Origin of the sequence: Phyllobacterium chamaecytisi (assembly GCF_020164455.1) — a bacterium.
In the GTDB taxonomy this organism is placed as follows: domain Bacteria; phylum Pseudomonadota; class Alphaproteobacteria; order Rhizobiales; family Rhizobiaceae; genus Phyllobacterium; species Phyllobacterium chamaecytisi.
In genome coordinates this window covers 1-20,613 of record NZ_JAIQWW010000024.1, presented here as the reverse complement: position 1 = coordinate 20,613, position 20,613 = coordinate 1, and the positions used below count along the sequence as shown (strand labels likewise).

Genomic DNA, 20,613 nt, shown 5'->3' with positions numbered 1-20,613 from the left:
ACACATTGCGGCGAAGAATTCAAGGGAGGGCATTCTTCATGAAAATCGCGCTGCTCGGTGCTGGCGGAAAAATGGGGACGCGGCTCGCGAAGAACCTTGCGGGGTCGCGATTCCAAGTGGCTCATGTAGAGGTCAATGAGGCGGCAAAAGCCCGCCTGAAGGATGTGCTGGGTGTCGACTGCGTCACTCCGGAGGAAGGCCTCGAAGGGGCGCGCATCGTTGTTATGGCGGTTCCCGATACAGCGATCCGGGCAGTGTCTCATCAGATCGTCGACAAGCTCCAGCCCGGCACGATGGTTGTCATCCTCGATGCGGCCGCACCATTTGCCGGCCACCTGCCGGAACGCAAGGACATCACCTATTTCGTCACGCACCCTTGTCATCCGCCGATCTTCAATGACGAGACAGAAATGTCCGCAAAACGCGATTTCTTCGGCGGCGTCGCTGCGGCGCAGTCAATCGTCAGCGCGCTGATGCAAGGGCCCGAGGAACACTTCGCCCAGGGCGAAGAGGTGGCGAAACTCATTTACAAGCCCATCCTGCGCTCGCACAGGGTTACTGTCGAGCAGATGGCGCTGCTCGAACCCGGCCTTTCGGAGACTGTGTGTGCGTCACTGCTGGCGGCCATGAAGGATGCCCTGGACGAGGTCGTTCGCCGGGGCGTTGACCCGGTCGCGGCCCGCGACTTCCTGCTCGGGCACATGAACATTCTGGGTGCCGTCATCATGGGGGAGGTCGACGGCGTATTCTCGGATGCCTGCAACAAGGCAATCGAAAACGGCAAGCCGCGGATAATGCAGCCGGACTGGCTGAACGTCTTCAATCACGACGAGATTACGGAGAGCATCCGGCGGATCACCTGATCCGACGGTGATCCATCCCTGTGGGAGGACAGGGATACACCATTGAAAAGCGATCGATAAAAGTGTCACTCGGGAGGAGAAACCATGACATTCTTGAAAAAGCTCTTGCTTGCAACAGCAACAACCGCGCTTCTGGCAGCTTCGCCTGGCTTTGCCAGTGCCGCTGATCTGCTGGCAATTATCACGCCGTCCCACGACAATCCCTTCTTCAAATCGGAAGCGGAGGGTGCAAAGGCTCGCGCTGAGGCCTTGGGCTACGAAACGATCGTGCTTGTGCATGATGACGATGCCAACAAGCAGAATGAGTTGATCGATACCGCCATCGCAAGGGGTGCCAAGGCGATTGTACTCGACAATGCAGGTTCCGATGCCTCGGTCGCTGCGGTACAGAAGGCGAAGGATGCAAAGATCCCGTCCTTCCTCATCGACCGCGAGATCAATGCGACCGGTATCGCTGTGTCGCAGATCGTCTCCAACAATTATCAGGGCGCAACTTTGGGCGCTGAATTCTTTGTCGAACAGATGGGCGAGAAGGGGACCTATGTCGAGCTCGTCGGACGCGAGGCGGACATCAATGCCGGCATCCGCTCCAAGGGCTACCATGACGTCATCGATCAGTATCCGGACATGAAGATGGTTTCGCGCCAGTCGGCGAACTGGAGCCAGACCGAGGCCTTCGCCAAGATGCAATCCATCCTGCAGGCCAATCCGGATATCAAGGGTGTAATCTCCGGCAATGACACCATGGCCATGGGGGCATGGGCCGCGTTGAAGGCCGCCAACCGCACCGACGTCATCCTCGTGGGCTTTGACGGCAGCAATGACGTGCGCGATTCGATCAGCGAGGGCGGCATCAAGGGCACTGTCCTGCAGCCGGCCTACCGGCAAGCGGAAATGGCCGTCGAGCAGGCGGACAAATATCTGAAAACCGGCTCCACCGGCGTAGAAGAAAAGCAGCTGATGGATTGCGTCCTGATCACCGCCGACAATGCCAAAAAGCTCGAGACCTTTGCCATGAAGGAGTGAGCACAAGAGGCATGGCGGATCACGCAAGATCCGCCATGCCTTCTTCGATGCCCTGATCCTTATGCTCGCGAGTGAAATGGATGACAATCAAAGTAAACGTCCTTGTTGCCGTCTCGGTCGCCGTCGTGGTGCTCGGCGTTTCGGGCTGCAAGATCAAGAAGAATGAAGCCGCCAGCGCCAAGGCCTCCGGCCAGCTCGAAATATTCTTTGATTCCTCGGACTTCAATGCCGAGAAGGTGGTTGCCGATATATGGACGCCGAAGGTCGAGCCTTTCATGCGCGACAAGGCCAATCGATTTGCCGAGGTCCAATCGGCATTGGCAAAGGACGCCAGGAGTGCCGGGCCGCAGTATGGATATAGCGAGAATCCTGCCCAGAACCCCTATAGTTTCATAGTCAGGCTTGACGGCCAGGTGGTCGACTCGAACACCAAGTCCAGGGCCGCCTATATCGCGGTGGATACGAATGGCGACGGCAAGAGCGATGCCAAGGTGCAGCTTGGCCCGGTCATCCGTGGCACGGCGCTGCGTGACGTCCTGCCTTTCATCCCTTTCAGCGCCTTCAAGAACCAGATTGAATATGCCAATGTTGGCCGTGCGCTGAATGCGCATGTCTACGAGGCCAAACTCTCCAAACTCGACCGGGACAACCTTGTTGGAAAACATGTGAGTGTAACGGGGGCTTTCGTGGCCCCGAGTGCGGGAGCTGAAATCCTGATTGCGCCGTCCGACGTCACCATCGCAAGCGGCCAGCCATGAACGCCGATCAGGAAGTCATCCTCAGCGTGCGCGGTGCTACCAAGGTCTATCCGGGGACGATCGCCTTGAAATCCGTGGACTTCGATGTCCGCAAAGGCGCCGTTAATGTGCTTGTCGGGGAGAATGGCGCCGGCAAATCGACCCTTATGAAGATTATCAGCGGCGTCGAACAGCCAACCGAGGGCACCATACTGCTGAATGGCGAGCCCATTCGCATGACCAGTACGCAGGATGCTATCCGCAATGGAATCGGTATTGTGTTTCAGGAACTCAACCTGTTCCCAAACATGACTGTCGCCGAGAACATCTTCATTACGCGCGAACAATGCCGTTTCGGCATCGATATTGACCGCACGACGCAGGAAGAGAAGTCCCGGGCACTCATGCGGCGTCTTGAACATGATATTGCGGTCGACCGGCCGGTCGGAGAATTGCGCATTGGCCAGCAGCAGATTGTCGAGATTGCCAAGGCCCTGTCACAGGACGCAAGGATTCTGATCATGGACGAACCGACCTCGGCATTGAGCGCCACCGAGGTCGAAATTCTGTTCCGCGTGATTGCCGAGCTGAAGGCGCAGGGTGTGGCAATCGTCTATATTTCCCATCGTCTCGAGGAACTCGTGCGCATCGGCGATTTCATCACTGTCCTCAGAGACGGCAGCATAACCGGCTCGAGTTCGATGAAGGACATCGATGTGCCTTGGATCGTGCGAAGCATGATCGGCGCATCGTCAAAGGACTATGCCAAGACCGCAGAGCACAGATACGGCAACGAGATTTTGCAAATCGAGGATATTACTCTGCCGAGGCAAGGCGGCGGTTATATGGTTGACCATGTCTCACTGTCGTTGCGGGCAGGGGAAATCATCGGCATCTACGGCCTGATGGGGGCGGGCCGAACCGAGTTGTTCGACTGTATCATGGGGCGGCACAAGCATGCCGGGGGGACGATCCTCGTTGGCGGAAGGCCATTGCCCAAGGCGGATGTCCTTGAGCGTATCAATGGTGGGCTTGCCCTGATCCCGGAGGACCGGAAGGCCGAAGGGCTGATCCAGATCATGTCGATCAGCGACAACATGACTCTGGCGAGCCTCTGGAACTATGTGCGCGGCGTGCAGATCGACGGCAAGAAGGAGCGCGCGACAGTCGCGCAATACGTTCGCAAACTCGCGATCAAGATCGCCAATCCGGATAATGAGGTCGCATCGCTTTCAGGCGGAAACCAGCAGAAGGTGGTCATCGGCAAGGCGCTCATGACGGATCCGAAAGTCCTGCTTATGGACGAACCGAGCCGTGGCATCGATATCGGTGCCAAGGCGGAAGTGTTCCGCACCATGCGCAGGCTTGCGGCGGACGGCCTTGGCATCCTCTTTGTGACGTCCGACCTCGAAGAGGTCATGGCGCTGTCAGACCGCATCATCGTCATGTCCAAAGGCCGCATCACCGGCGATTTTCAACGCGTTGGGGCAACGGAACAAGCCGTGGTCGCCGCATCGAGCGTCGGCCACGACATTACCGGCCAAACCATGGAGGCTCGATCATGAGCGCTACGATTACCAAGCAGGCGCCCGGATTGACCTCCAGTTCGGCAGTGATGGCGCTCCTGCACATGCGGACCTTCATCGCCCTGTTCCTGGTCCTGATCTTCTTCTCCTTTGCCGCGCCGAACTTCCTCAGCACGGCGAACATGGTGATCATGTCGAAACATGTGGCGCTCAACGCGTTCCTTGCCGTAGGCATGACCTTCGTCATCATCACCGGAGGCATCGATCTTTCGGTCGGATCGATCGTCGGCCTGTCGGGTATGGTTGCAGGCGGATTGATCATGAACGGGCTCAATCTCGGGCCAATAGGCTACACGATCTATTTCAATGTGGTCGAGGTCGTTCTCATTACCCTGGCCGTCGGCATCCTGATCGGGGCCCTCAACGGATTTCTGATAACGCGATTGAATGTAGCGCCATTCATTGCGACGCTCGGCACCCTCTACGTGGCCCGGGGCTTTGCCCTCCTTTCTTCGGACGGACGTACGTTCCCGAACCTCGTCGGTAACGCTGAGCTCGGCACGACCGGGTTTCCGTTTCTCGGGTCGGGCGTGATTTTGGGCATCCCCGTATCGATCTGGCTGCTGGTCATCATCGGCTGTGGTGCTGCCTATATCGCCGGACGCACGCCACTTGGCCGTTTTATCTATGCTGTCGGTGGCAATGAACGGGCGGCGGCCCTGTCCGGCGTGCGTGTCAATCGCGTGAAGATGTTCGTCTATATGTTCTCTGGCTTCTGTGCCGCGATCGTTGGCCTGATCATTTCATCCGAATTGGTGGCGTCCCATCCCGCCACGGGCGAAAGTTTTGAACTCAATGCGATCGCTGCTGCCGTCCTTGGCGGCACATCGATGTCGGGCGGCCGCGGCAAGATCGGCGGCACCATAGTCGGCGCGTTTGTGATCGGTATCCTTTCCGATGGCCTGGTGATGATGGGCGTCAGCTCGTTCTGGCAGATTGTCATCAAGGGTGTCGTGATTATCGCGGCCGTTGTCGTTGACCAGTTTCAGAGAAGGCTTCAACAAAGACTTGCGCTGCAACAGCAGGCAGCGATCGGAGGCTGACAATGGTGAGAGGCGGACTGATCGGTTGTGGCTTCTTTGCCCATAACCACCTCCATGCCTGGCAAGAAATAGGTGATGGCGCGATTACGGCCCTGTGCGATCGTGACGAGGAGAGATTGCGGGATGCCGGCCAGAAGTTCGGGATCAGCAATCTTTATACCGATGCGGCAGAAATGATGGCACGCGAGTCCCTCGACTTCGTCGACATCGCAACAACTGTCGCGACGCACCGCCCGCTGGTCGAGTTGGCCGCTGGCGCAGGTCTGCCTGTCATTTGCCAAAAGCCCTTCGCCGAAAGTCTCAGCGACGCCCGCGCGATGGTCGATGCCTGTGCCCGGGCAGGTGTGCCATTGATGGTGCATGAGAATTTCCGTTGGCAGGCGCCGATACGCGCCGTCCGCGCTGTCCTGGACAGCGGCCGGATCGGAACCGTCTTTTGGGCAAGAGTGTCGTTTCGATCGGCCTATGACGTCTTCTCGGGCCAACCCTATCTTGCGACATCGCAGCGGTTCATCCTCGAGGACCTCGGCATCCACATCCTCGACATTGCCCGCTTCCTTTTTGGCGATGTAAGCCGCTTGTCTGCGGTCATCAATCGGGTCAATCCCAAGATCAGGGGCGAGGACGTTGCGACCGTGCTCATGCTCCACGAAAGCGGCGTGAACAGTATCTGTGATTGCAGTTACGCGACAGCATTGGCAGAAGAGCTTTTCCCGCAGACACTGCTGGAAATCGATGGCAGTCGGGGCTCGATCCGGCTCAATGCCAACTACGAATTGATCGTGCACAGCAATGGCGTGACCGAGAGGCAGACGGTCGCCCCGGTCCTTCACCACTGGGCATGCCGGCCCTGGCACAATATCCAGGAAAGTGTCTACGCCATACAGAAACACTGGGTGGATTGCCTTGCCAGCGGGACCGTCCCGGAAACCTCAGGAGACGATAATCTTAAAACCATGACGCTCGTGGCCGCCGCCTATCAATCGGCGGCGGGGAACCTTGCGCCAGTCGATGTCGCGACATTGACATGACGGCTCCGTCACCTCGTTCGCTCAGGCTCTTTGGAACGGACATTCCCCCGGCCGACGCGCAACTGTTGAGGGCGGGGGATCTGGAGGTGGAGTTGGTACAGGGGAACCTGCGCGCGATCCGCTTCAAGGGGCACGACATACTGCGCGCCATCGCCTATGTCGTGCGGGATCGCGACTGGGGCACGTTCGATCCGGCTATCAGCGATCTCGTTGTCGATATGCAGCCGAAACGTTTTGAAGTGCGCTATTTCGCCAGCTGCGGCGGTCGATTGCGCTATACGGCGATAATCGGCGGCGACGCCGACGGAACGCTGAAATTCTCCGTCACGGCAACGCCGGACCGGGACTTCGAGACCAATCGGTGCGGGTTCTGCGTACTGCATCCAATCGTCGGGGTCGCCGGGAAGCCCGTCACTGTCGAACACTGCGACGGGGCGACAGAAGAGGCAATATTCCCGGATCTGATCGCGCCCTGGCAGCCCTTCAAATCGATCCGTTCCCTGAGCCATAATCCGGCTGAGGGGATAGAAGCGACCTGCCGCCTGCTTGGCGATGCGTTCGAGATGGAGGATCAGCGCAACTGGTCGGATGCCTCCTATAAGACTTATATGCGCCCGCTCGCCTTGCCATGGCCCTACATCATGCCCGCCGGCACCGCGAACATGCAGGAGGTTGAGCTGTCGCTGCGGGTAGCACCATCGGCGGCGACGCGCAGGAGGAACGGAAACACCGTCCGCGTGACGGTTTCCGGGAAGCCTTCGGGCCATAGGCTGGCGGAAACGGGACTGCTCGTCATGCCCGACACGTTGCAGCAGACACTCGACGGTGCGTCGGCAGTCAAAGAGATTGGTCCCGGCTTTCTCCTTTGTCATCTCGACCCATCAGCCGGCCACGGCGAAGCTGAATTGACCGGCTATGCCCAACTCCGCAATCGTACAAACTGCCCGATCCTGCTGGAGTATGTCGCCCTTGCTGGCACCGACCTCGACGGCGAGTTTCGGGCGCTGGCAGCGCAGATCGAGCGATCCGCGCTTCGGCTTGCCGGGCTGACCGTTTGCCCGTTGGTGGACAGGCAGTCTACGCCGCCAGGAAGCCGCTGGCCTGAATGCCCGCCATTGTCCGCTCTTTACGACGCGGCGCACGAGAACTTTCCGGGTCTTGCCATTGGCGGTGGAATGGTAAGCTACTTTACCGAACTCAATCGCAAGCGGCCGCCTGTTGAAAAACTGGATTTCGTCACGCATGGCACCAATCCAATCGTTCATGCAGCCGACGACGAAAGTGTGATGCAGACGCTTGAGGCGCTGCCCTTCATCTTTCGTTCTGCAAGGAAGATCATGGGCGACGTCCAGACGTATCGCCTGGGGCCATCCTTCATTCCGATGCGCCAGAACCCCTATGGTTCGCGCGCCTTCGAGAACGATTTGGGCGAACGCAAGGCGATGGCGAAAGCCGACCCGCGACAGGGCGGCGTATTTGCTGCTTCATTCATGGCCGGGTACGCCGCGCGCGTTGCCGAACATAACATTGCTTCCTTCGTTCCCGCTGGCCTGTTCGGCGCCGCCGGCCTTGTCGGCGACGCCGATACCCCTTATCCGGCGTGCACTGTCGCCAAGTGGCTATGCTGCCTCGCCGGGCAATCAGTGCTCGAGAGCAGCTCGGAGGAAGAGGCCTCAATACTGCTCGCAGCCTTTAAGGACGATGCAGGACATGTAAGCGTTTTGATCTCCAATATCACGGGGGAAGTACAAACAGCCACCCTTGATCTGTCCGCCCGCCCGTCCAGGCTGTCGGTCGCCATATTGGACGAGGATAGTTTCCCAGGAGCGGCGACGAGGAGATTGCCTTTTGGCGAAGATCAGATCGAGCTTTTATTGAAGCCCTATGCGGTAGCACTCCTGCGTTATAACGTTTGACAGTGCTGACTTCGTCCGCACCACACTGATTTGAAATGAAGGTTTCGGGAGTCCTTTTGGCCTATGAAAAATCTCGATGATCGAATCGTCCGAAGAAAGCTGTCCGATGAGGTTTTCGATCGGTTGCACGACCTTATCGCCAGCGGCGAAATCGGTCCCGGAGATGAGATGCCCTCCGAGCGGGATCTCATGGAGCGATTTGGCGTGGGCAGGCCCGCGATCCGCGAGGCGATGCAATCGCTGCACACTATGGGGTTGATATCCATTTCCCACGGCGAGCGGGCAAGGGTTAGCGCTTTAACGCCGCGGAAGATGTTCAAGCAGATCGATGTGGTGGCACGCATGTTGATGCTGACTTCCCCGGAATCGCTTGAACATCTCAAAGGCACCCGGCTGTTCTATGAGCGCGGTTTGGTCCGCATAGCGGCCGAGCGGGCGACGCCCGGTGACATCGACGCGCTCGAGTCAATCTTGGCCAGCCAGAAACGCCACTACGGCAATTCTGAGCGCTTCATCGCGGATGATATTGCTTTCCACCGTAAAATCGCTTCGATTTCCGGTAATCCCATCCTCGAGGCATTGAGCGAGTCGCTGCTAAAATGGCTGTTCGAGTATCACATCGAGATGTTGATCTGGACCGGTCAGGAAAACGTGACACTTCAGGAGCATGAGGCAATCCTGAATTGCATCAAAGGTGGTGATGCCGACGCGGCGGAACGGGCTATGGTTGTTCATATCGAGCGCTCGCGGGCTCTCTATGCGGTCAAACGTTGAACCAGGTTGATGACCTGAACCTTGGTGCAATTCTGGGCATTGTAGAAAAAATCTTGTCTGCACTGTTCATCGACGCCGATTTAACCTCGGCAACTATCCCGATTTGAGATAACGGCACAATGCAAGCGGGTGTGGGTTCTAATTCAAATGCAACGGCGGTCTGGGGCAGGCCAGTCCGGCAGCGATACGATTTCAACAAGCTGTTCTCTGAACACTTCGGTCGGGTCCTGTCGTCGAGACACTTTCGCGGGGGCGTGTTGAGACGCTCGCAGATTGAACGCACGGTTTGCTGCGGCAGCGACAGGAGAGATCCGTGTCACGCGGCAGGTAGCGGCGCACTCTTTTGTTCATGTTCTCGACAGAGCCTTTCTGCCAGCGGGCTTGCGGATCGCAGAACCATGCCTTCGTCCCCATCACGGCCGCCAAATCGCGCCAGGACACGAACACGAATTTGCTAGTCTTCGCAAAAAGCTTTGCTCCTCCAAGGCAGACTGTGGAGCAGGGAGGGTCCGTGCGAAGTGGTAAGTACTTTGCCTTGCCGTCGATAAAGGCCGCTCTCGACCTGATATGCGAGGAGGTTGCGGCTCCACCCATGTTTCTCCGCATGACGGACATACCAAAGTTGCTCTTCAGTACTCTTCAAAGCTTCAATGCGTTTGACGTTTTGGCCCCAAGGCAACCTTGCAGCAAGTTGTTGCACGATCTCCTCGTCGGGAAACACCTGCGCAAAGGCACGCATATATTTGAGATTTCGAGGCAAAAGGCCGGGCCTATCGATCACGCGGACACCCATCCCGCGCTGCTCTGGCGGGCTAATTTCCCGCTGCCGATGCTCCAATGAGCAAGATAGGTTCTAGGCTGACAGCGACGGCCGCCGGCGCGGCTGCATGAATATGTCAACTCTCCGGCGATCGGGTACGGAGCGTCATGAACAAAAAAGGACCGCTGCGGGAGGAGGTGCAGCGGTCCTGATTGTAAATGTACCGCGGGAGGAGGTGCAGCACACTTGAGCTGGGTTTCCGGGAGGAGAAGAACCCAACGACGCCAGACTACCTTAGGTCAAATTTGAGGCAATCCTTAATCATGCATAACAGTCTATGCATATTGTCGCATTCTTGTCGTGGCGGGCAGCAGAAAACATCTGTTCGGAAACAGCGACGATATCGACCTGCGCACTGGCGCCGGCACGCGGGGAGGGCCAGAAGCTGCGCCGGAGCCACCCGAGCATCAAGGAGCCCCTGGCCATTGATGGCCGCCTGGTCATGCCGGTTGGACCCGATGCAATGAGCCAGAGATTCGGCAAAACTGACCGGAGCTCAATGTCCCCGATCTTCCGCCGCGTCGCGTTGGCACAGGCGAAGACCAAGCGCATCGCGATCAATGCCCGTAATAACTGACTGCAACTGGCCGGGTGCACCCTGACAGGCTGGCGAAACCGTCTCGGACTTGCTCAGATATCTTGCGGCCCTGATTGCGCAGAGGGCAACGAGTGATCCACTACCGCCCGCGTCGGCGAAAGAAACCGCCGAGGGTATTTGCAGGTTCCGATTTGGACGCTGCCAGCTAGCACTCCTATCATTCGAGTGCCAATGAGGGTATGAAGGCATGTGAGCCACATTGTCTGGCTGCAGAAAGAGTTCCTCATGAAATTCCGGCCACTTCACGACCGCGTCGTCATTCGACGCGCTGAAGGCGATATCAAATCCAAGGGCGGGATCATTATTCCCGACACTGCCATGGAAAAGCCCCAGGAAGGCACAGTGATTGCGGTGGGACCGGGAGCCCGTGATGAAAGCGGCGCCCTGATCGCACTCAATGTCAAGGCAGGCGATGCCGTTCTGTTCGGCAAATGGTCCGGTGCCGACGTCAAGATTGACGGCGACGATCTCCTGATCATGAAGGAGACGGACATCCTGGGCATCGTCGAGACACAGTAGGCGGAACGAAGAATGCCCTATGGGCAATTGCCGCACTTCGCAATTTCAAGAACGAACTGGACGAATAAACATGTCTGCCAAAGAAATCAAATTTTCCACCGATGCCCGCGACCGGATCCTTCGCGGTGTCGAAATACTGAACAACGCCGTCAAGGTGACGCTCGGCCCAAAGGGGCGCAATGTCATCATCGACCGCTCTTTTGGTGCGCCGCGCATAACCAAAGATGGCGTTACTGTCGCCAAGGAAATCGAACTTGCCGACAAGTTCGAGAATATGGGCGCACAGATGATCCGCGAGGTCGCATCAAAGACCAATGACCTCGCCGGGGATGGAACCACCACGGCGACGGTGTTGGCCGCCTCGATTTTGCGCGAGGGGGCAAAACTCGTTGCAGCCGGGATGAATCCAATGGATCTAAAACGCGGTATCGACCTTGCCGTGGCCGCTGTCGTCACCGACATTCAGGCGCGGGCAAAGAAGGTCAAGACTTCGGAAGAAATTGCCCAGGTCGGAACCATCGCCGCCAATGGCGATGCCACCGTTGGTGAGATGATTGCCAAGGCAATGAAGAAGGTGGGCAATGAGGGTGTTATTACCGTTGAAGAGGCAAAGACCGCCGAGACCGAACTCGAAGTTGTCGAGGGGATGCAGTTCGACCGCGGATATCTCTCGCCCTATTTTGTCACCAATACCGACAAGATGCGGGTGGAACTGGAGGACGCCCACATCCTGCTTCACGAGAAGAAGCTCGGCAATCTGCAGGCGTTGCTGCCGATCCTCGAAGCCGTGGTCCAGAGCGGAAAGCCGCTTTTGATTGTCTCCGAGGATGTGGAAGGCGAAGCTTTGGCGACCCTTGTCGTCAACAAGTTGCGCGGCGGTCTCAAAGTGGCTGCGGTCAAGGCCCCGGGGTTTGGTGATCGTCGCAAGGCCATGCTGGAGGATATTGCGATCCTTACCGGTGGTCAGCTGATCTCCGAAGATCTCGGCATCAAGCTGGAGAATGTCACGATCGACATGCTCGGACGGGCAAAACGCCTCCTCATCGACAAGGAAGCCACCACAATCGTCGAGGGAGGAGGCGACAAGGCCGCCATCGCAGCGCGGGTCCAGCAGATCAAAGCGCAAGTCGAGGAAACCACTTCAGACTATGACAAGGAAAAGATGCAGGAGCGACTGGCAAAACTTGCCGGTGGCGTTGCGGTGATCCGTGTGGGTGGTGCAACCGAAACCGAGGTCAAGGAAAAGAAAGACCGTATTGACGATGCGCTGAACGCCACGCGTGCTGCGGTGGAAGAGGGCGTTGTTCCGGGCGGCGGTGTCGCGCTGTTGCGTGCCAAGGCATCATTGGCTGCCCTTACCGGAGCAAATGCCGACGTGACCGCCGGTATTTCGATTGTGCTGCAAGCCCTTGAAGCTCCGATCCGACAGATAGCCGAAAATTCCGGTGTCGAAGGTTCGATCGTTGTCGGCAATCTTTTCGACAGCAAGAAACCCAATCAGGGGTTCAACGCGCAGACCGAACTTTATGTCGATATGATTGCGGCTGGCATCGTCGATCCGGCCAAAGTGGTCCGCACAGCCCTTCAGGATGCCGGCTCGATTGCCGGGCTTTTGATCACAGCGGAAGCCATGATCGCCGACATTTCACCATCGGCAGCGCTCGGAATGAATGACGCAAGAAGTACCGGATACTAAATTCTGGTTCCCGGTACCATGACATCGCGCCACAGCTTTTGGCGCGATGTCTGCCCGTTACAAACATCGAGATTGACTTGCTGGACGCTCGGATAAAGCGGTTTAGTCTAGGAGTGAGCCTTCCCTATGGCGCTACGACAGAGCCAGGAATTCGTCGGATTTCGGGTGCGTTCATAGCGTCGAAAAGCCGGCACTAGAGGCGCCGATGGCTTTGCGGCAGCGACGGTCGCGCCATCCATGCCGCCGAGAAAAGACACAGCGGTATCGATCAAGGTTCATGGTCCCTGCATTCGTATGCGGCGGCACGCCGGGTACACACGTTAGCCGCAGGCTATGCACGATCGAAGGTAAAGGAGGTAAGCAGAGTGGTGACGAAGTTACTCGCTTTTTCTTTGACCAGCACCTCTGTCCATTCGTTTGTCCCTCGCAGCATGAGGCCCGAGTAAATGCTGTCGACCGCTGCCTCCTCGATGCGCTTGATATGCGACTTGAACACAGTTTCATCGCCCGTTTTGTACATATCCCGCACGACCATCCGTAGGATTTCCTGAATGGCAATCTGCCAGGCCGTGTTGATCGCCTGGAGCTCATTGCTCTGCTCTGTCATTCAAATCTCCGAATATGCGCCGGCGGGCCGCGAGCAATGCTATCCGGCTCGGAGGCTTCCGACAGTTCGTGAACATAAAAAAAGGCCAGGCAGATGCCTGACCCACTTGGTTGACTTGCCTTCGACAGTACCAGTATAGCCGTGGCCAAGGCAAAGCGGTTACCGATTACATAGCCTGCAGATTACAGGCCGACATTTTACCCGACTTACTGTCGCGCTCCAGCTCGTAGCCGATCTTCTGACCCTCGACAATTTCGCGCATACCGGCGCGCTCGACCGCAGAGATATGAACGAACGCATCGGTGCCGCCGTTGTCAGGCTGGATAAAGCCGAAGCCTTTGGTGGAATTGAACCATTTAACTGTGCCAGTGGTCATAACGAACCCTTTCATAGCAATTGCAACGACCCGCCGACAGAGAGCTTGGCGGATGATGATCTCGATCTTTGAAGGGGAAGTTCGTCCAGGGCACGTTGCCAGCGCGCGATAACAAAAGTCAAACTAGCAAACATCGACGCTAGACGTGTACCCCTCCACACACCAAGATGTCAATGCGGTGCCCCCTCCGGTCGCGGTGTCGCTGTCAGCATCATAAGCCCTTCCCGCGCGCACGACGGTCGCAAAGAAGCGCATCGTTCAAGGCGAACCGATGCTTCGCTTTTGCATCTTTGTCGTCCCAGGATTTTCAGGGGGCGTTTGCAGGGTCGGTGCACTGAATTTGCAGGCGAGCAGGGCAGGACAGGACAGGTGAAAATATTCGTTCTTCGCAAGCGTTTGCGCCCATTCCAAGCTTGCGGGCCGTGGTCGTCCGCTACCGTGCTTTGGTCCACTATTTATTTTCTTCGGATCGATTTGAGAGCGCACGCGTTGGAAAGCAGCCCACGATGAGACGGACAGCGCTATGAAAGGGACTTCGTATGAAGAAGAACTCGATCACAGTCCTCGTTGTAGAAGACGAGGTCATCGTCCGCATGGACATCGCCCACGCTTTGGAAGCCGCCGGCTTTAGCGTGTTGGAAGCGGGAGATGCCGACGAGGCAATCGCTATCCTGAGTGAAAGCGCTGATATCCGGGTGCTGTTCACCGATATCGACATGCCCGGAAGCATGGATGGATTGAAACTGGCGGCCGCGGTGCGGGACAGGTGGCCACCGATAAAGATCATTGTTACATCGGGACATAGGTACATGTCCGACGACGCACTTCCGGTCGAGGGCCGCTTTTTTGGAAAGCCTTACCACCACAAACACATCATAGAGGCCGTACGAGAGATGGGAATGGTGAATTAATGGAGGTGGCTCGATAGCGGCTCGAGGTCGTATGAATGCGGATGCCGTCGATCGCGATGTTGACGATGGTCAATGTGGAATATAAAGCGGGAAGCGTTTGCAGTCAGCCGTCTGGCGTCTCCCCTACTCGATTTCAACGGAATGGATTCGATCGACATGGTCACGCATAAGAAACAATCTGTCGTGAAGACCGGCATTGCCGGGCTGGATGAAATCCTCCGGGGCGGCTTGCCTTCTTCCAATTTTTACATCCTGCAAGGTGCTCCCGGATCGGGCAAGACAACAGCAGCGCTACAGTTTCTGCTCGCCGGCGTCGAGGCCGGGGAACGCTGCCTTTACGTCAGTCTCTCCCAGACCGCGGCAGAGCTTGAATCGATCGCCATTTCTCACGGCTGGAGCCTCAAGGGTATCAGAGTTGAGGAGTTGTCGGCGTCCGATGCTGTGAATGGCGCTTCGGATCAAACGATCTTTCAAACCACGGAGCTCCGGCTCGACGAAACCCGGAAAGCCGTTGAGCAGGCAATTGAAGATCACAAGCCCCACAGGCTTGTCTATGACTCGCTTCTGGAAATCCGCCTCATCACAGGAGATTCCCCGCGCTTTAGACGCGAACTGTTGGGTTTTAAGTCTTTCCTGGCGCAGCGGCAGGTGGTGGCCTTGCTACTGGATACACAGACGAACGGCTCAGTTGAGCGCAGCGGCGAGGAGGTCGAGGGGATTGCCCATGGTGTCATCCGCTTCGACAAATCGCTCGAGGAATATGGCGGGGTCCGTCGCCGGGTCGAGGTAAGCAAGATGCGCGGCGTTCCTGTGGCCGACGGCTATCATGATATGGCCATACGGGAAGGAGAAGGGGTTATCATCTACCCAAGGATAATTCCCGGCGCGGCATCCGAAACAGTCAAACCGCAGCTGATCAAGTCGGGCGTTACAGCCCTCGATGAAATGTTTGGCGGCGGACAGGAGTCGGGAACGACGACGCTGGTTATCGGCCAGTCGGGGACCGGCAAATCCACCATGTCATCGCTCTACGCGACAGCTGCATTGAAACGGGGCGAGAGCGTTGCGCTCTTTCTGTTTGAGGAAAGATTGGAAACGTTTTTCCGGCGTTCCGAGGGACTTGGCATGGACCTGCGCCAGTTTCACAAGGACGGCCAGCTGATCATACGGGATTTCAATCCCAACGAGATATCGCCCGGCGAATTCGGCAAGATCGCGCAAGAGGTGGTCACCCGGGAAAAGTCGCGCGTTGTGGTGATCGACAGCTTCACCGGATATCTGAATTCACTGCCGCACCGCGAGAAGGCCGTGCGCGATATCCAGTCTTTGCTGAAATATCTCGCCCGTTCGGGCGTACTGACCATGTTGATCGTCGCGCAACACGGTTTGCTCGGGCAAAATGTTGGCATTGACGTCGATGTCAGCTTCCTTGGAGACACTGTCCTGCTTCTCAGGATCTCCGAACATGAAGGAAAGCTCAGACGCAGCATCACGGTCGTCAAGAAGCGGCACGGTCCACATGACCTCGACGTCCGGGAGCTCTTGATCGAAAGCTCCGGCGTTACCGTTGTTGCGTACAACCCCCTGCCAGAGGCGTAATGGACGCCAGCAATCACGGCGAACTGGACTGGGTGCTTGTCCTGGCACCCTACAGGAAAGACGCAGCCTATATCGAGATGTTGCTCGTGGAGCATGGCATGGTCGTCAGGGCCTGTGCCGATACGGAGGATCTGGTGCGGAAGCTTCCGCAATCGCCCGGCGTAATCATTGCCACCCACGAGTCCCTGAATCCTCCGACGATCGAGGCCATCGCAAACCATTTGACCACTCAGCCAAACTGGTCGGACTTGCCAATTTTCGTGCTGTTGGATCGAACAGCACAGCAATCGCGAATCCGGGCGGAATTGGACAGGCGATGGCCACGCTCACGCCAGCTGTTCTTTCAAAGACCCGTTGCTTCCCTGGAGCTTGTGAGCGGCGTGCAATCTGCGCTCCTTGTCCGGTTGCGCCAGCGGGAAGTCAGAGACTCCATCGAGCGGGAAAGGGAGCTTCGTCTCGAACTCAACCACCGCGTCAAAAATATCCTGGCCAGCGTGACATCGATTTTTCGCATGACCCGTCGCGGTGCCGACACGATCGATGCTCTTACCGCTGACTTCGAAGGCCGCCTGGGGGCACTGGCCAACGTCCACTCCGCCGTATTCGAAGCAGGAGGCGTCGCCGTCGCACTGAGAGGCATGGTGAACCTCACTCTGGAGCCTTATCGTGCCGACGGGAGGAACAGAATTTATGTCGAAGGGCCTGATCTGCTGCTCACCCGCGAGGCGGGGACAACCCTGGCGCTATGCCTGCACGAACTTGTCACAAACGCCATCAAGTACGGTGCGCTTTCAACCCCGGAGGGAAGCGTCAGCGTGGTCTGGGAAATTTCTGCCACCGACACACCGGCGTTGACCCTTGAGTGGGCCGAGACCGGGGGGCCGGCTGTCGCGCCTCCGACGAGGGCAGGTTACGGAACCAGATACGTGCGTTCGGCGCTGGCTGCCGTCTTTGGAGAAAAGCCCATTGTGACTTTTGATCCTGCCGGCCTGCGGTGCGTTGTCAGTGGACCGCTTTCGAAGGTCTCACCAAGAGACTGAACCCGTGCCTCCGCCAGGTACCGGGCTCCAGCACACCAAACGATCCCTGAAAGAATCTCGTATTAGATACGCGATTCCGCGGAAGAGGACATCATCGCCTTCACCGAGCAAGGTATCCGCATATTCGCAACTCTACAGGCCAGGCGGTACCATGACGACTTGTTCGCGGTCCTTGAACTGATCGCCGCGAATCCCCGAATGGCGCGTGAGCGAGAAGAGATTTCGCCGCCGGTCAGGATCCATCCGTTCAAAGCCCATCTGATTGTCTACCGCATCGAAGAGAAGGGAACCATTTTCGTGATCCGAATACGCCATGGACATGAAGATTGGGCCAGCGAACCTGCTTAGGGTCCGCCGATTGAACAGACAAGCGCAGTTGCTTTTAAAGCAATCGCCGCTGGGAATGTAACAGACGGCCTGACATTCTTTAAGTTGCTGTTATGCTGCTGAATCATCCCCCGCATATTGTTTCAGGATCGATGGTTCAATTCCCATCAAGACGATCATAGTGCCTGCTTATGGCTCAAAGCGGTCATTTGAGCCAGTTCGTTACGCACTTCTGGTTGTTGCATCCGACTGCAGCCGATGCTTCCCCTAAGGTCGATGGCGGTCAAGCTGGAACGGTGTTACCTTGCGCGTGGGGATTTAATTTGGACGGCGTCGCGTTTTGGCACGCAGTGTGTTGGAGACGGTCGATCGACGTTGGGGGGAACAACATGAAATATTCCATTTCGTTGATAGCATTGATCGCAGCTGGTCTTCTGGCAGCAACTCCCGTGCGTGCCGCCGACATCACGTCGCCGATGGCACCCGAACTCAAGCAGACCGAGAGGGATGGTTGGACGTTTGCCATTGCCCCGTATTTCTGGGCTGCGGGCATGTCCGGTGACGCCGGGCTTTTCGGTTTGCCGACCGTGCATCTCGACATGGATTTCGGCGACATTTTGAAAGATCTCGACTTTGCCGCGATGGCGATTGCCGAGGCGCGCTACGACCGTTACAGCCTGTTCACCGACATCTTGTACACCAAGATCTCGAGTGGCCGCGGCACGCCGCGAGGCATTATTGCCGGAAGCGTCGACGTTTCATCCGAAACATTTGCCGGCCTCATCGGTGCCGGCTATTCGGTTCTGCAAAATGAGCGGGGCAATCTGGATATTGTCGGAGGCCTGAGGGTCTGGCACGCCAGCACGGACATTTCGTTCAGCGGCGGCATCCTCGACGGCCGCGGCCGGAGCGACGGGGCGACCTGGGTCGACGGGCTGGCCGGACTGCGCGGCAAATATTCCATCACCGACAAGGTATATCTGACAGGGTGGGGCCTTGTTGGCGGTGGCGGGGCGAACGTCGACTGGGATGTCGCAGGCGGCATCGGCTACAGTTTCAACGACAAGATATCGGCCGTCGCGGGCTATCGGGCGCTTGGTGTCGACTACAGCGATGACGGCTTCGTCCTCGACGTCGTCCAGCAGGGACCGATCTTCGGCGTCGTCATGCGTTTCTGAGTTGGGAACGCTGCGGATCATGCTGACGCAAAGTTCATCCTGCATCAAGACGGCGTGAACTTTGCGTCAGGCAACTTAGTAGCACGGCGGAAGCGGATAGTAGCCGCATTGCGGGTAGTAGTATGGATTGGCCGCCGCCGCACCTATGGCAGCTCCCGCTACCGCGCCGGCTGCCACCGCACCGCTGCCATACCAGGCACCGTGATAGACCGGAGCATGCCAGTAGGTCCCGCCGACGTGGGCAACATTGACGTCACCGACATGGGCGTAGCCTCCATGGAAATCTCCTGCAGCAAAGCCGCCTCCGCCAAAGTTCCCACCCCCGGCAAATCCGCCTCCATGGAAACCGCCTCCACCAAATCCGCCGCCGCCGCCGAAGCTTCCACCGAAATGATCGATGAAAAGCGCTGCTGGCCCGGACCCACCATCCAGGCTTCCTTCAAGAACCGTAACGTCGAATGTGAGATTGCCGCCGTCGAGCTTCGGAGATTTGAGGGTGACGACAGCGTCACTCACACCCGATCCGTCGCCGCCGAGCACGGATACCGTGGCGTTTGGCGGGTCAATGGCAAAGTTGTCCTTGCCCTCATCCCACTGCATGATGAACTGCTCGGTGGCGACATGTCCTGCGGCCCGCACCGGACGGTCGGCAAAGACGATGGAATTTGCCGACACGCCGGTGAGAACAAGCTTGCCGCCGTCAAGCTTGGCTCCTGCCGAATTGATGACTGCAAGTGACGGCACAGGGCCGGTCGGCGTGACAGTCCCGATGGACTTTTCCAGCGGTACGTTGGGTTTTTTGGCGGAATCCTGGGCGAATGCTGCCGTCGTTGCCAACGCCAAACCTGCGGCAACGGCCATAGAGCCTGCGATGGGATGGTTGATCTTCATAACGATATCCTCCGAGTTGTCGGGAAAGGTGCCGATCGGTCCGCAACGTCCGGACGTGCGTCACTTTTCGGGAAAGATCTGTTTCCAGTCGGCCTTCATGTCGACAACGGTCCACTGGTTGACGGCGGCCGCATCAAGCGCCGTGTCGAGGCGACCGAACTGCGTATTGCGGTCGTAGGCATATTCGCGCTCCACATCGGTGTGGTGGATAATCATCCCGAAACCGGGTTTGTCGCCCAAAGTCGTCCACTGCAGCATCTCAAGGTCGCCATCGGAATTGCCGAAGGCTGCGATAGGACGGCGGCCAATGTGCTCGTTGATACCAACGGGCTTGCCGGCCTTGTCATCAATGAAGTTGACTTGCGGCAGCCGCATCAAGGTCGGCGCGCCATCCTTCATCTCGAATTGCGTCTTGATCGACGAGCCGACGACCTGTTCGGGTGGAACGCCATAGACCTTTTCGGTCCATGGCCGCATCATCTCGATGCCGCCACCCGACACGATGAAGGTCTTGAAGCCGCTGGCGCGCAAATACGTAAGGAGTTCGAGCATCGGCTGGTAGACGAGCTCGGTGTAGGGCTTCTTGAATCGCGGATCACGCGCGGTTGCCATCCAGTCGGTGACGATCGTCTGGAACTCCTCGTGGGTCATTCCGGCGTGCGTCGCCATGATGAGTTCCAACAGCCCCTTTTCGCCGGCTGCGGCAAGGGTTTTCATATCGCCCTCAAGCACCGCCTTGAATGGCTGTGTGTCCTTCCATTCGGGATGCGATGCGGCCTCGGCCTTTACCCGGTCAAGGGCGAAAGCGAGCTGAGTGTAGATCGGATGCTCGACCCACAAGGTGCCGTCATTGTCGAACACGGCGATGCGTTCCGGCTCGGCGACGAAGTCGGGCGTGTTCTCTGTGGTCACCTTCTTGACGAACTCGACGATGGCCGCCTTTGGTGCCGTGTCGTTCCATGACGGCAGCGGGTCCGTCTGAGCCTGCGCGGTTGCGCTGGCCAGCAGGATGAGAACACCAGTCAGTATGGGCTTTAAGAGTGCGTTGGACGACAACATGAGATGTTCTCCATCA

General features: G+C 57.8%; 21 protein-coding genes and 1 pseudogene. 16 read left to right on the top strand and 6 right to left on the bottom strand.

Translation table 11 applies throughout. The annotated features are described in order from the left end of the window. Positions 1-38 precede the first annotated feature (38 nt). From LB462_RS26870 to LB462_RS26835, 8 genes are all read left to right on the top strand, one after another. Positions 39-863 carry a phosphogluconate dehydrogenase C-terminal domain-containing protein gene (locus tag LB462_RS26870; protein WP_224514410.1) on the top strand — a complete coding sequence of 275 codons (825 nt, stop codon included), beginning with the start codon at positions 39-41 and terminating at the stop codon, positions 861-863. A gap of 84 nt (positions 864-947) precedes the next feature. After that, positions 948-1,889, top strand: coding sequence for a D-ribose ABC transporter substrate-binding protein (locus tag LB462_RS26865; RefSeq protein WP_224514408.1), 942 nt, complete (start codon positions 948-950; stop codon positions 1,887-1,889). 80 nt (positions 1,890-1,969) lie between these two features. After that, a complete protein-coding gene (locus tag LB462_RS26860; RefSeq protein WP_224514406.1) occupies positions 1,970-2,647 on the top strand; it encodes a DUF2291 family protein in 678 nt (225 codons plus the stop codon). Beyond that, positions 2,644-4,191, top strand: coding sequence for a sugar ABC transporter ATP-binding protein (locus tag LB462_RS26855; RefSeq protein WP_224514404.1), 1,548 nt, complete (start codon positions 2,644-2,646; stop codon positions 4,189-4,191). The genes LB462_RS26860 and LB462_RS26855 overlap by 4 nt, the downstream gene beginning before the upstream one ends. Continuing rightward, positions 4,185-5,255 (top strand): ABC transporter permease, encoded by a 1,071-nt coding sequence (locus LB462_RS26850; protein WP_370637313.1) that lies wholly within the window; start codon positions 4,185-4,187, stop codon positions 5,253-5,255. Before LB462_RS26855 ends, LB462_RS26850 begins: the two co-directional genes overlap by 7 nt. Continuing rightward, positions 5,252-6,286: a Gfo/Idh/MocA family protein gene (locus LB462_RS26845; protein ID WP_224514551.1), complete on the top strand. Its 1,035-nt coding sequence runs from the start codon at positions 5,252-5,254 to the stop codon at positions 6,284-6,286. Before LB462_RS26850 ends, LB462_RS26845 begins: the two co-directional genes overlap by 4 nt. Continuing rightward, positions 6,283-8,202 carry a D-apionate lactonase gene (gene apnL, locus LB462_RS26840; RefSeq protein WP_224514400.1) on the top strand — a complete coding sequence of 640 codons (1,920 nt, stop codon included), beginning with the start codon at positions 6,283-6,285 and terminating at the stop codon, positions 8,200-8,202. The genes LB462_RS26845 and apnL overlap by 4 nt, the downstream gene beginning before the upstream one ends. A 63-nt stretch (positions 8,203-8,265) precedes the next feature. After that, entirely contained in the window at positions 8,266-8,976 is a 711-nt protein-coding gene (locus LB462_RS26835; RefSeq protein ID WP_224514398.1) for a transcriptional regulator NanR, read from the top strand. 143 nt (positions 8,977-9,119) lie between these two features. Here LB462_RS26835 and LB462_RS31825 read toward each other — a convergent pair. Further along, positions 9,120-9,426 (bottom strand): annotated as a pseudogene (locus tag LB462_RS31825) (transposase); the annotation flags it as partial. A gap of 4 nt (positions 9,427-9,430) precedes the next feature. Beyond that, a complete protein-coding gene (locus LB462_RS31625) occupies positions 9,431-9,715 on the bottom strand; it encodes a DUF1016 N-terminal domain-containing protein (protein WP_370637312.1) in 285 nt (94 codons plus the stop codon). A gap of 358 nt (positions 9,716-10,073) precedes the next feature. Between LB462_RS31625 and LB462_RS26825 the strand changes: the two genes are divergently transcribed. From LB462_RS26825 to groL, 3 genes are all read left to right on the top strand, one after another. Continuing rightward, complete coding sequence (locus LB462_RS26825; protein ID WP_224514394.1) at positions 10,074-10,373, top strand: hypothetical protein; 300 nt, start codon at positions 10,074-10,076, stop codon at positions 10,371-10,373. Positions 10,374-10,619: 246 nt separating this feature from the next. Continuing rightward, positions 10,620-10,913 (top strand): co-chaperone GroES, encoded by a 294-nt coding sequence (locus tag LB462_RS26820; protein ID WP_224514393.1) that lies wholly within the window; start codon positions 10,620-10,622, stop codon positions 10,911-10,913. Positions 10,914-10,983: 70 nt separating this feature from the next. Continuing rightward, complete coding sequence (gene groL, locus LB462_RS26815; protein ID WP_224514391.1) at positions 10,984-12,609, top strand: chaperonin GroEL; 1,626 nt, start codon at positions 10,984-10,986, stop codon at positions 12,607-12,609. Positions 12,610-12,940: 331 nt separating this feature from the next. Here the strand turns inward: groL and LB462_RS26810 are convergent, their stop codons facing one another. Together LB462_RS26810 and LB462_RS26805 are read right to left on the bottom strand one after the other, a co-directional pair. Next, positions 12,941-13,216, bottom strand: coding sequence for a hypothetical protein (locus LB462_RS26810; RefSeq protein WP_224514389.1), 276 nt, complete (start codon positions 13,214-13,216; stop codon positions 12,941-12,943). 166 nt (positions 13,217-13,382) lie between these two features. Continuing rightward, on the bottom strand, positions 13,383-13,592 hold the full coding sequence (locus tag LB462_RS26805; protein WP_224514387.1) for a cold-shock protein: 210 nt from the start codon (positions 13,590-13,592) through the stop codon (positions 13,383-13,385). Positions 13,593-14,131: 539 nt separating this feature from the next. Here LB462_RS26805 and LB462_RS26800 point away from each other — a divergent pair. The 5 genes from LB462_RS26800 to LB462_RS26780 all read left to right on the top strand — a co-directional run bounded on the left by LB462_RS26800 (position 14,132) and on the right by LB462_RS26780 (position 18,647). Continuing rightward, entirely contained in the window at positions 14,132-14,503 is a 372-nt protein-coding gene (locus LB462_RS26800; RefSeq protein WP_224514377.1) for a response regulator, read from the top strand. 156 nt (positions 14,504-14,659) lie between these two features. Further along, the gene (locus LB462_RS26795) at positions 14,660-16,102 is read left to right on the top strand and encodes a DUF7125 family protein (RefSeq protein WP_224514549.1); all 1,443 of its coding nucleotides are present in this window, start codon (positions 14,660-14,662) and stop codon (positions 16,100-16,102) included. Then, the gene (locus LB462_RS26790) at positions 16,102-17,142 is read left to right on the top strand and encodes a sensor histidine kinase (RefSeq protein WP_224514375.1); all 1,041 of its coding nucleotides are present in this window, start codon (positions 16,102-16,104) and stop codon (positions 17,140-17,142) included. The genes LB462_RS26795 and LB462_RS26790 overlap by 1 nt, the downstream gene beginning before the upstream one ends. Positions 17,143-17,208: 66 nt before the next feature. Then, entirely contained in the window at positions 17,209-17,490 is a 282-nt protein-coding gene (locus LB462_RS26785) for a type II toxin-antitoxin system RelE/ParE family toxin (protein ID WP_224514547.1), read from the top strand. Positions 17,491-17,858: 368 nt separating this feature from the next. Further along, entirely contained in the window at positions 17,859-18,647 is a 789-nt protein-coding gene (locus LB462_RS26780) for a hypothetical protein (protein WP_224514373.1), read from the top strand. Positions 18,648-18,722: 75 nt separating this feature from the next. Here LB462_RS26780 and LB462_RS26775 read toward each other — a convergent pair whose 3' ends face one another. Together LB462_RS26775 and LB462_RS26770 are read right to left on the bottom strand one after the other, a co-directional pair. Next, a complete protein-coding gene (locus LB462_RS26775; RefSeq protein ID WP_224514371.1) occupies positions 18,723-19,538 on the bottom strand; it encodes a hypothetical protein in 816 nt (271 codons plus the stop codon). Between the two features lie 60 nt (positions 19,539-19,598). Next, complete coding sequence (locus tag LB462_RS26770) at positions 19,599-20,597, bottom strand: HAD family hydrolase (protein ID WP_224514544.1); 999 nt, start codon at positions 20,595-20,597, stop codon at positions 19,599-19,601. Between the last annotated feature and the right edge of the window lie 16 nt (positions 20,598-20,613).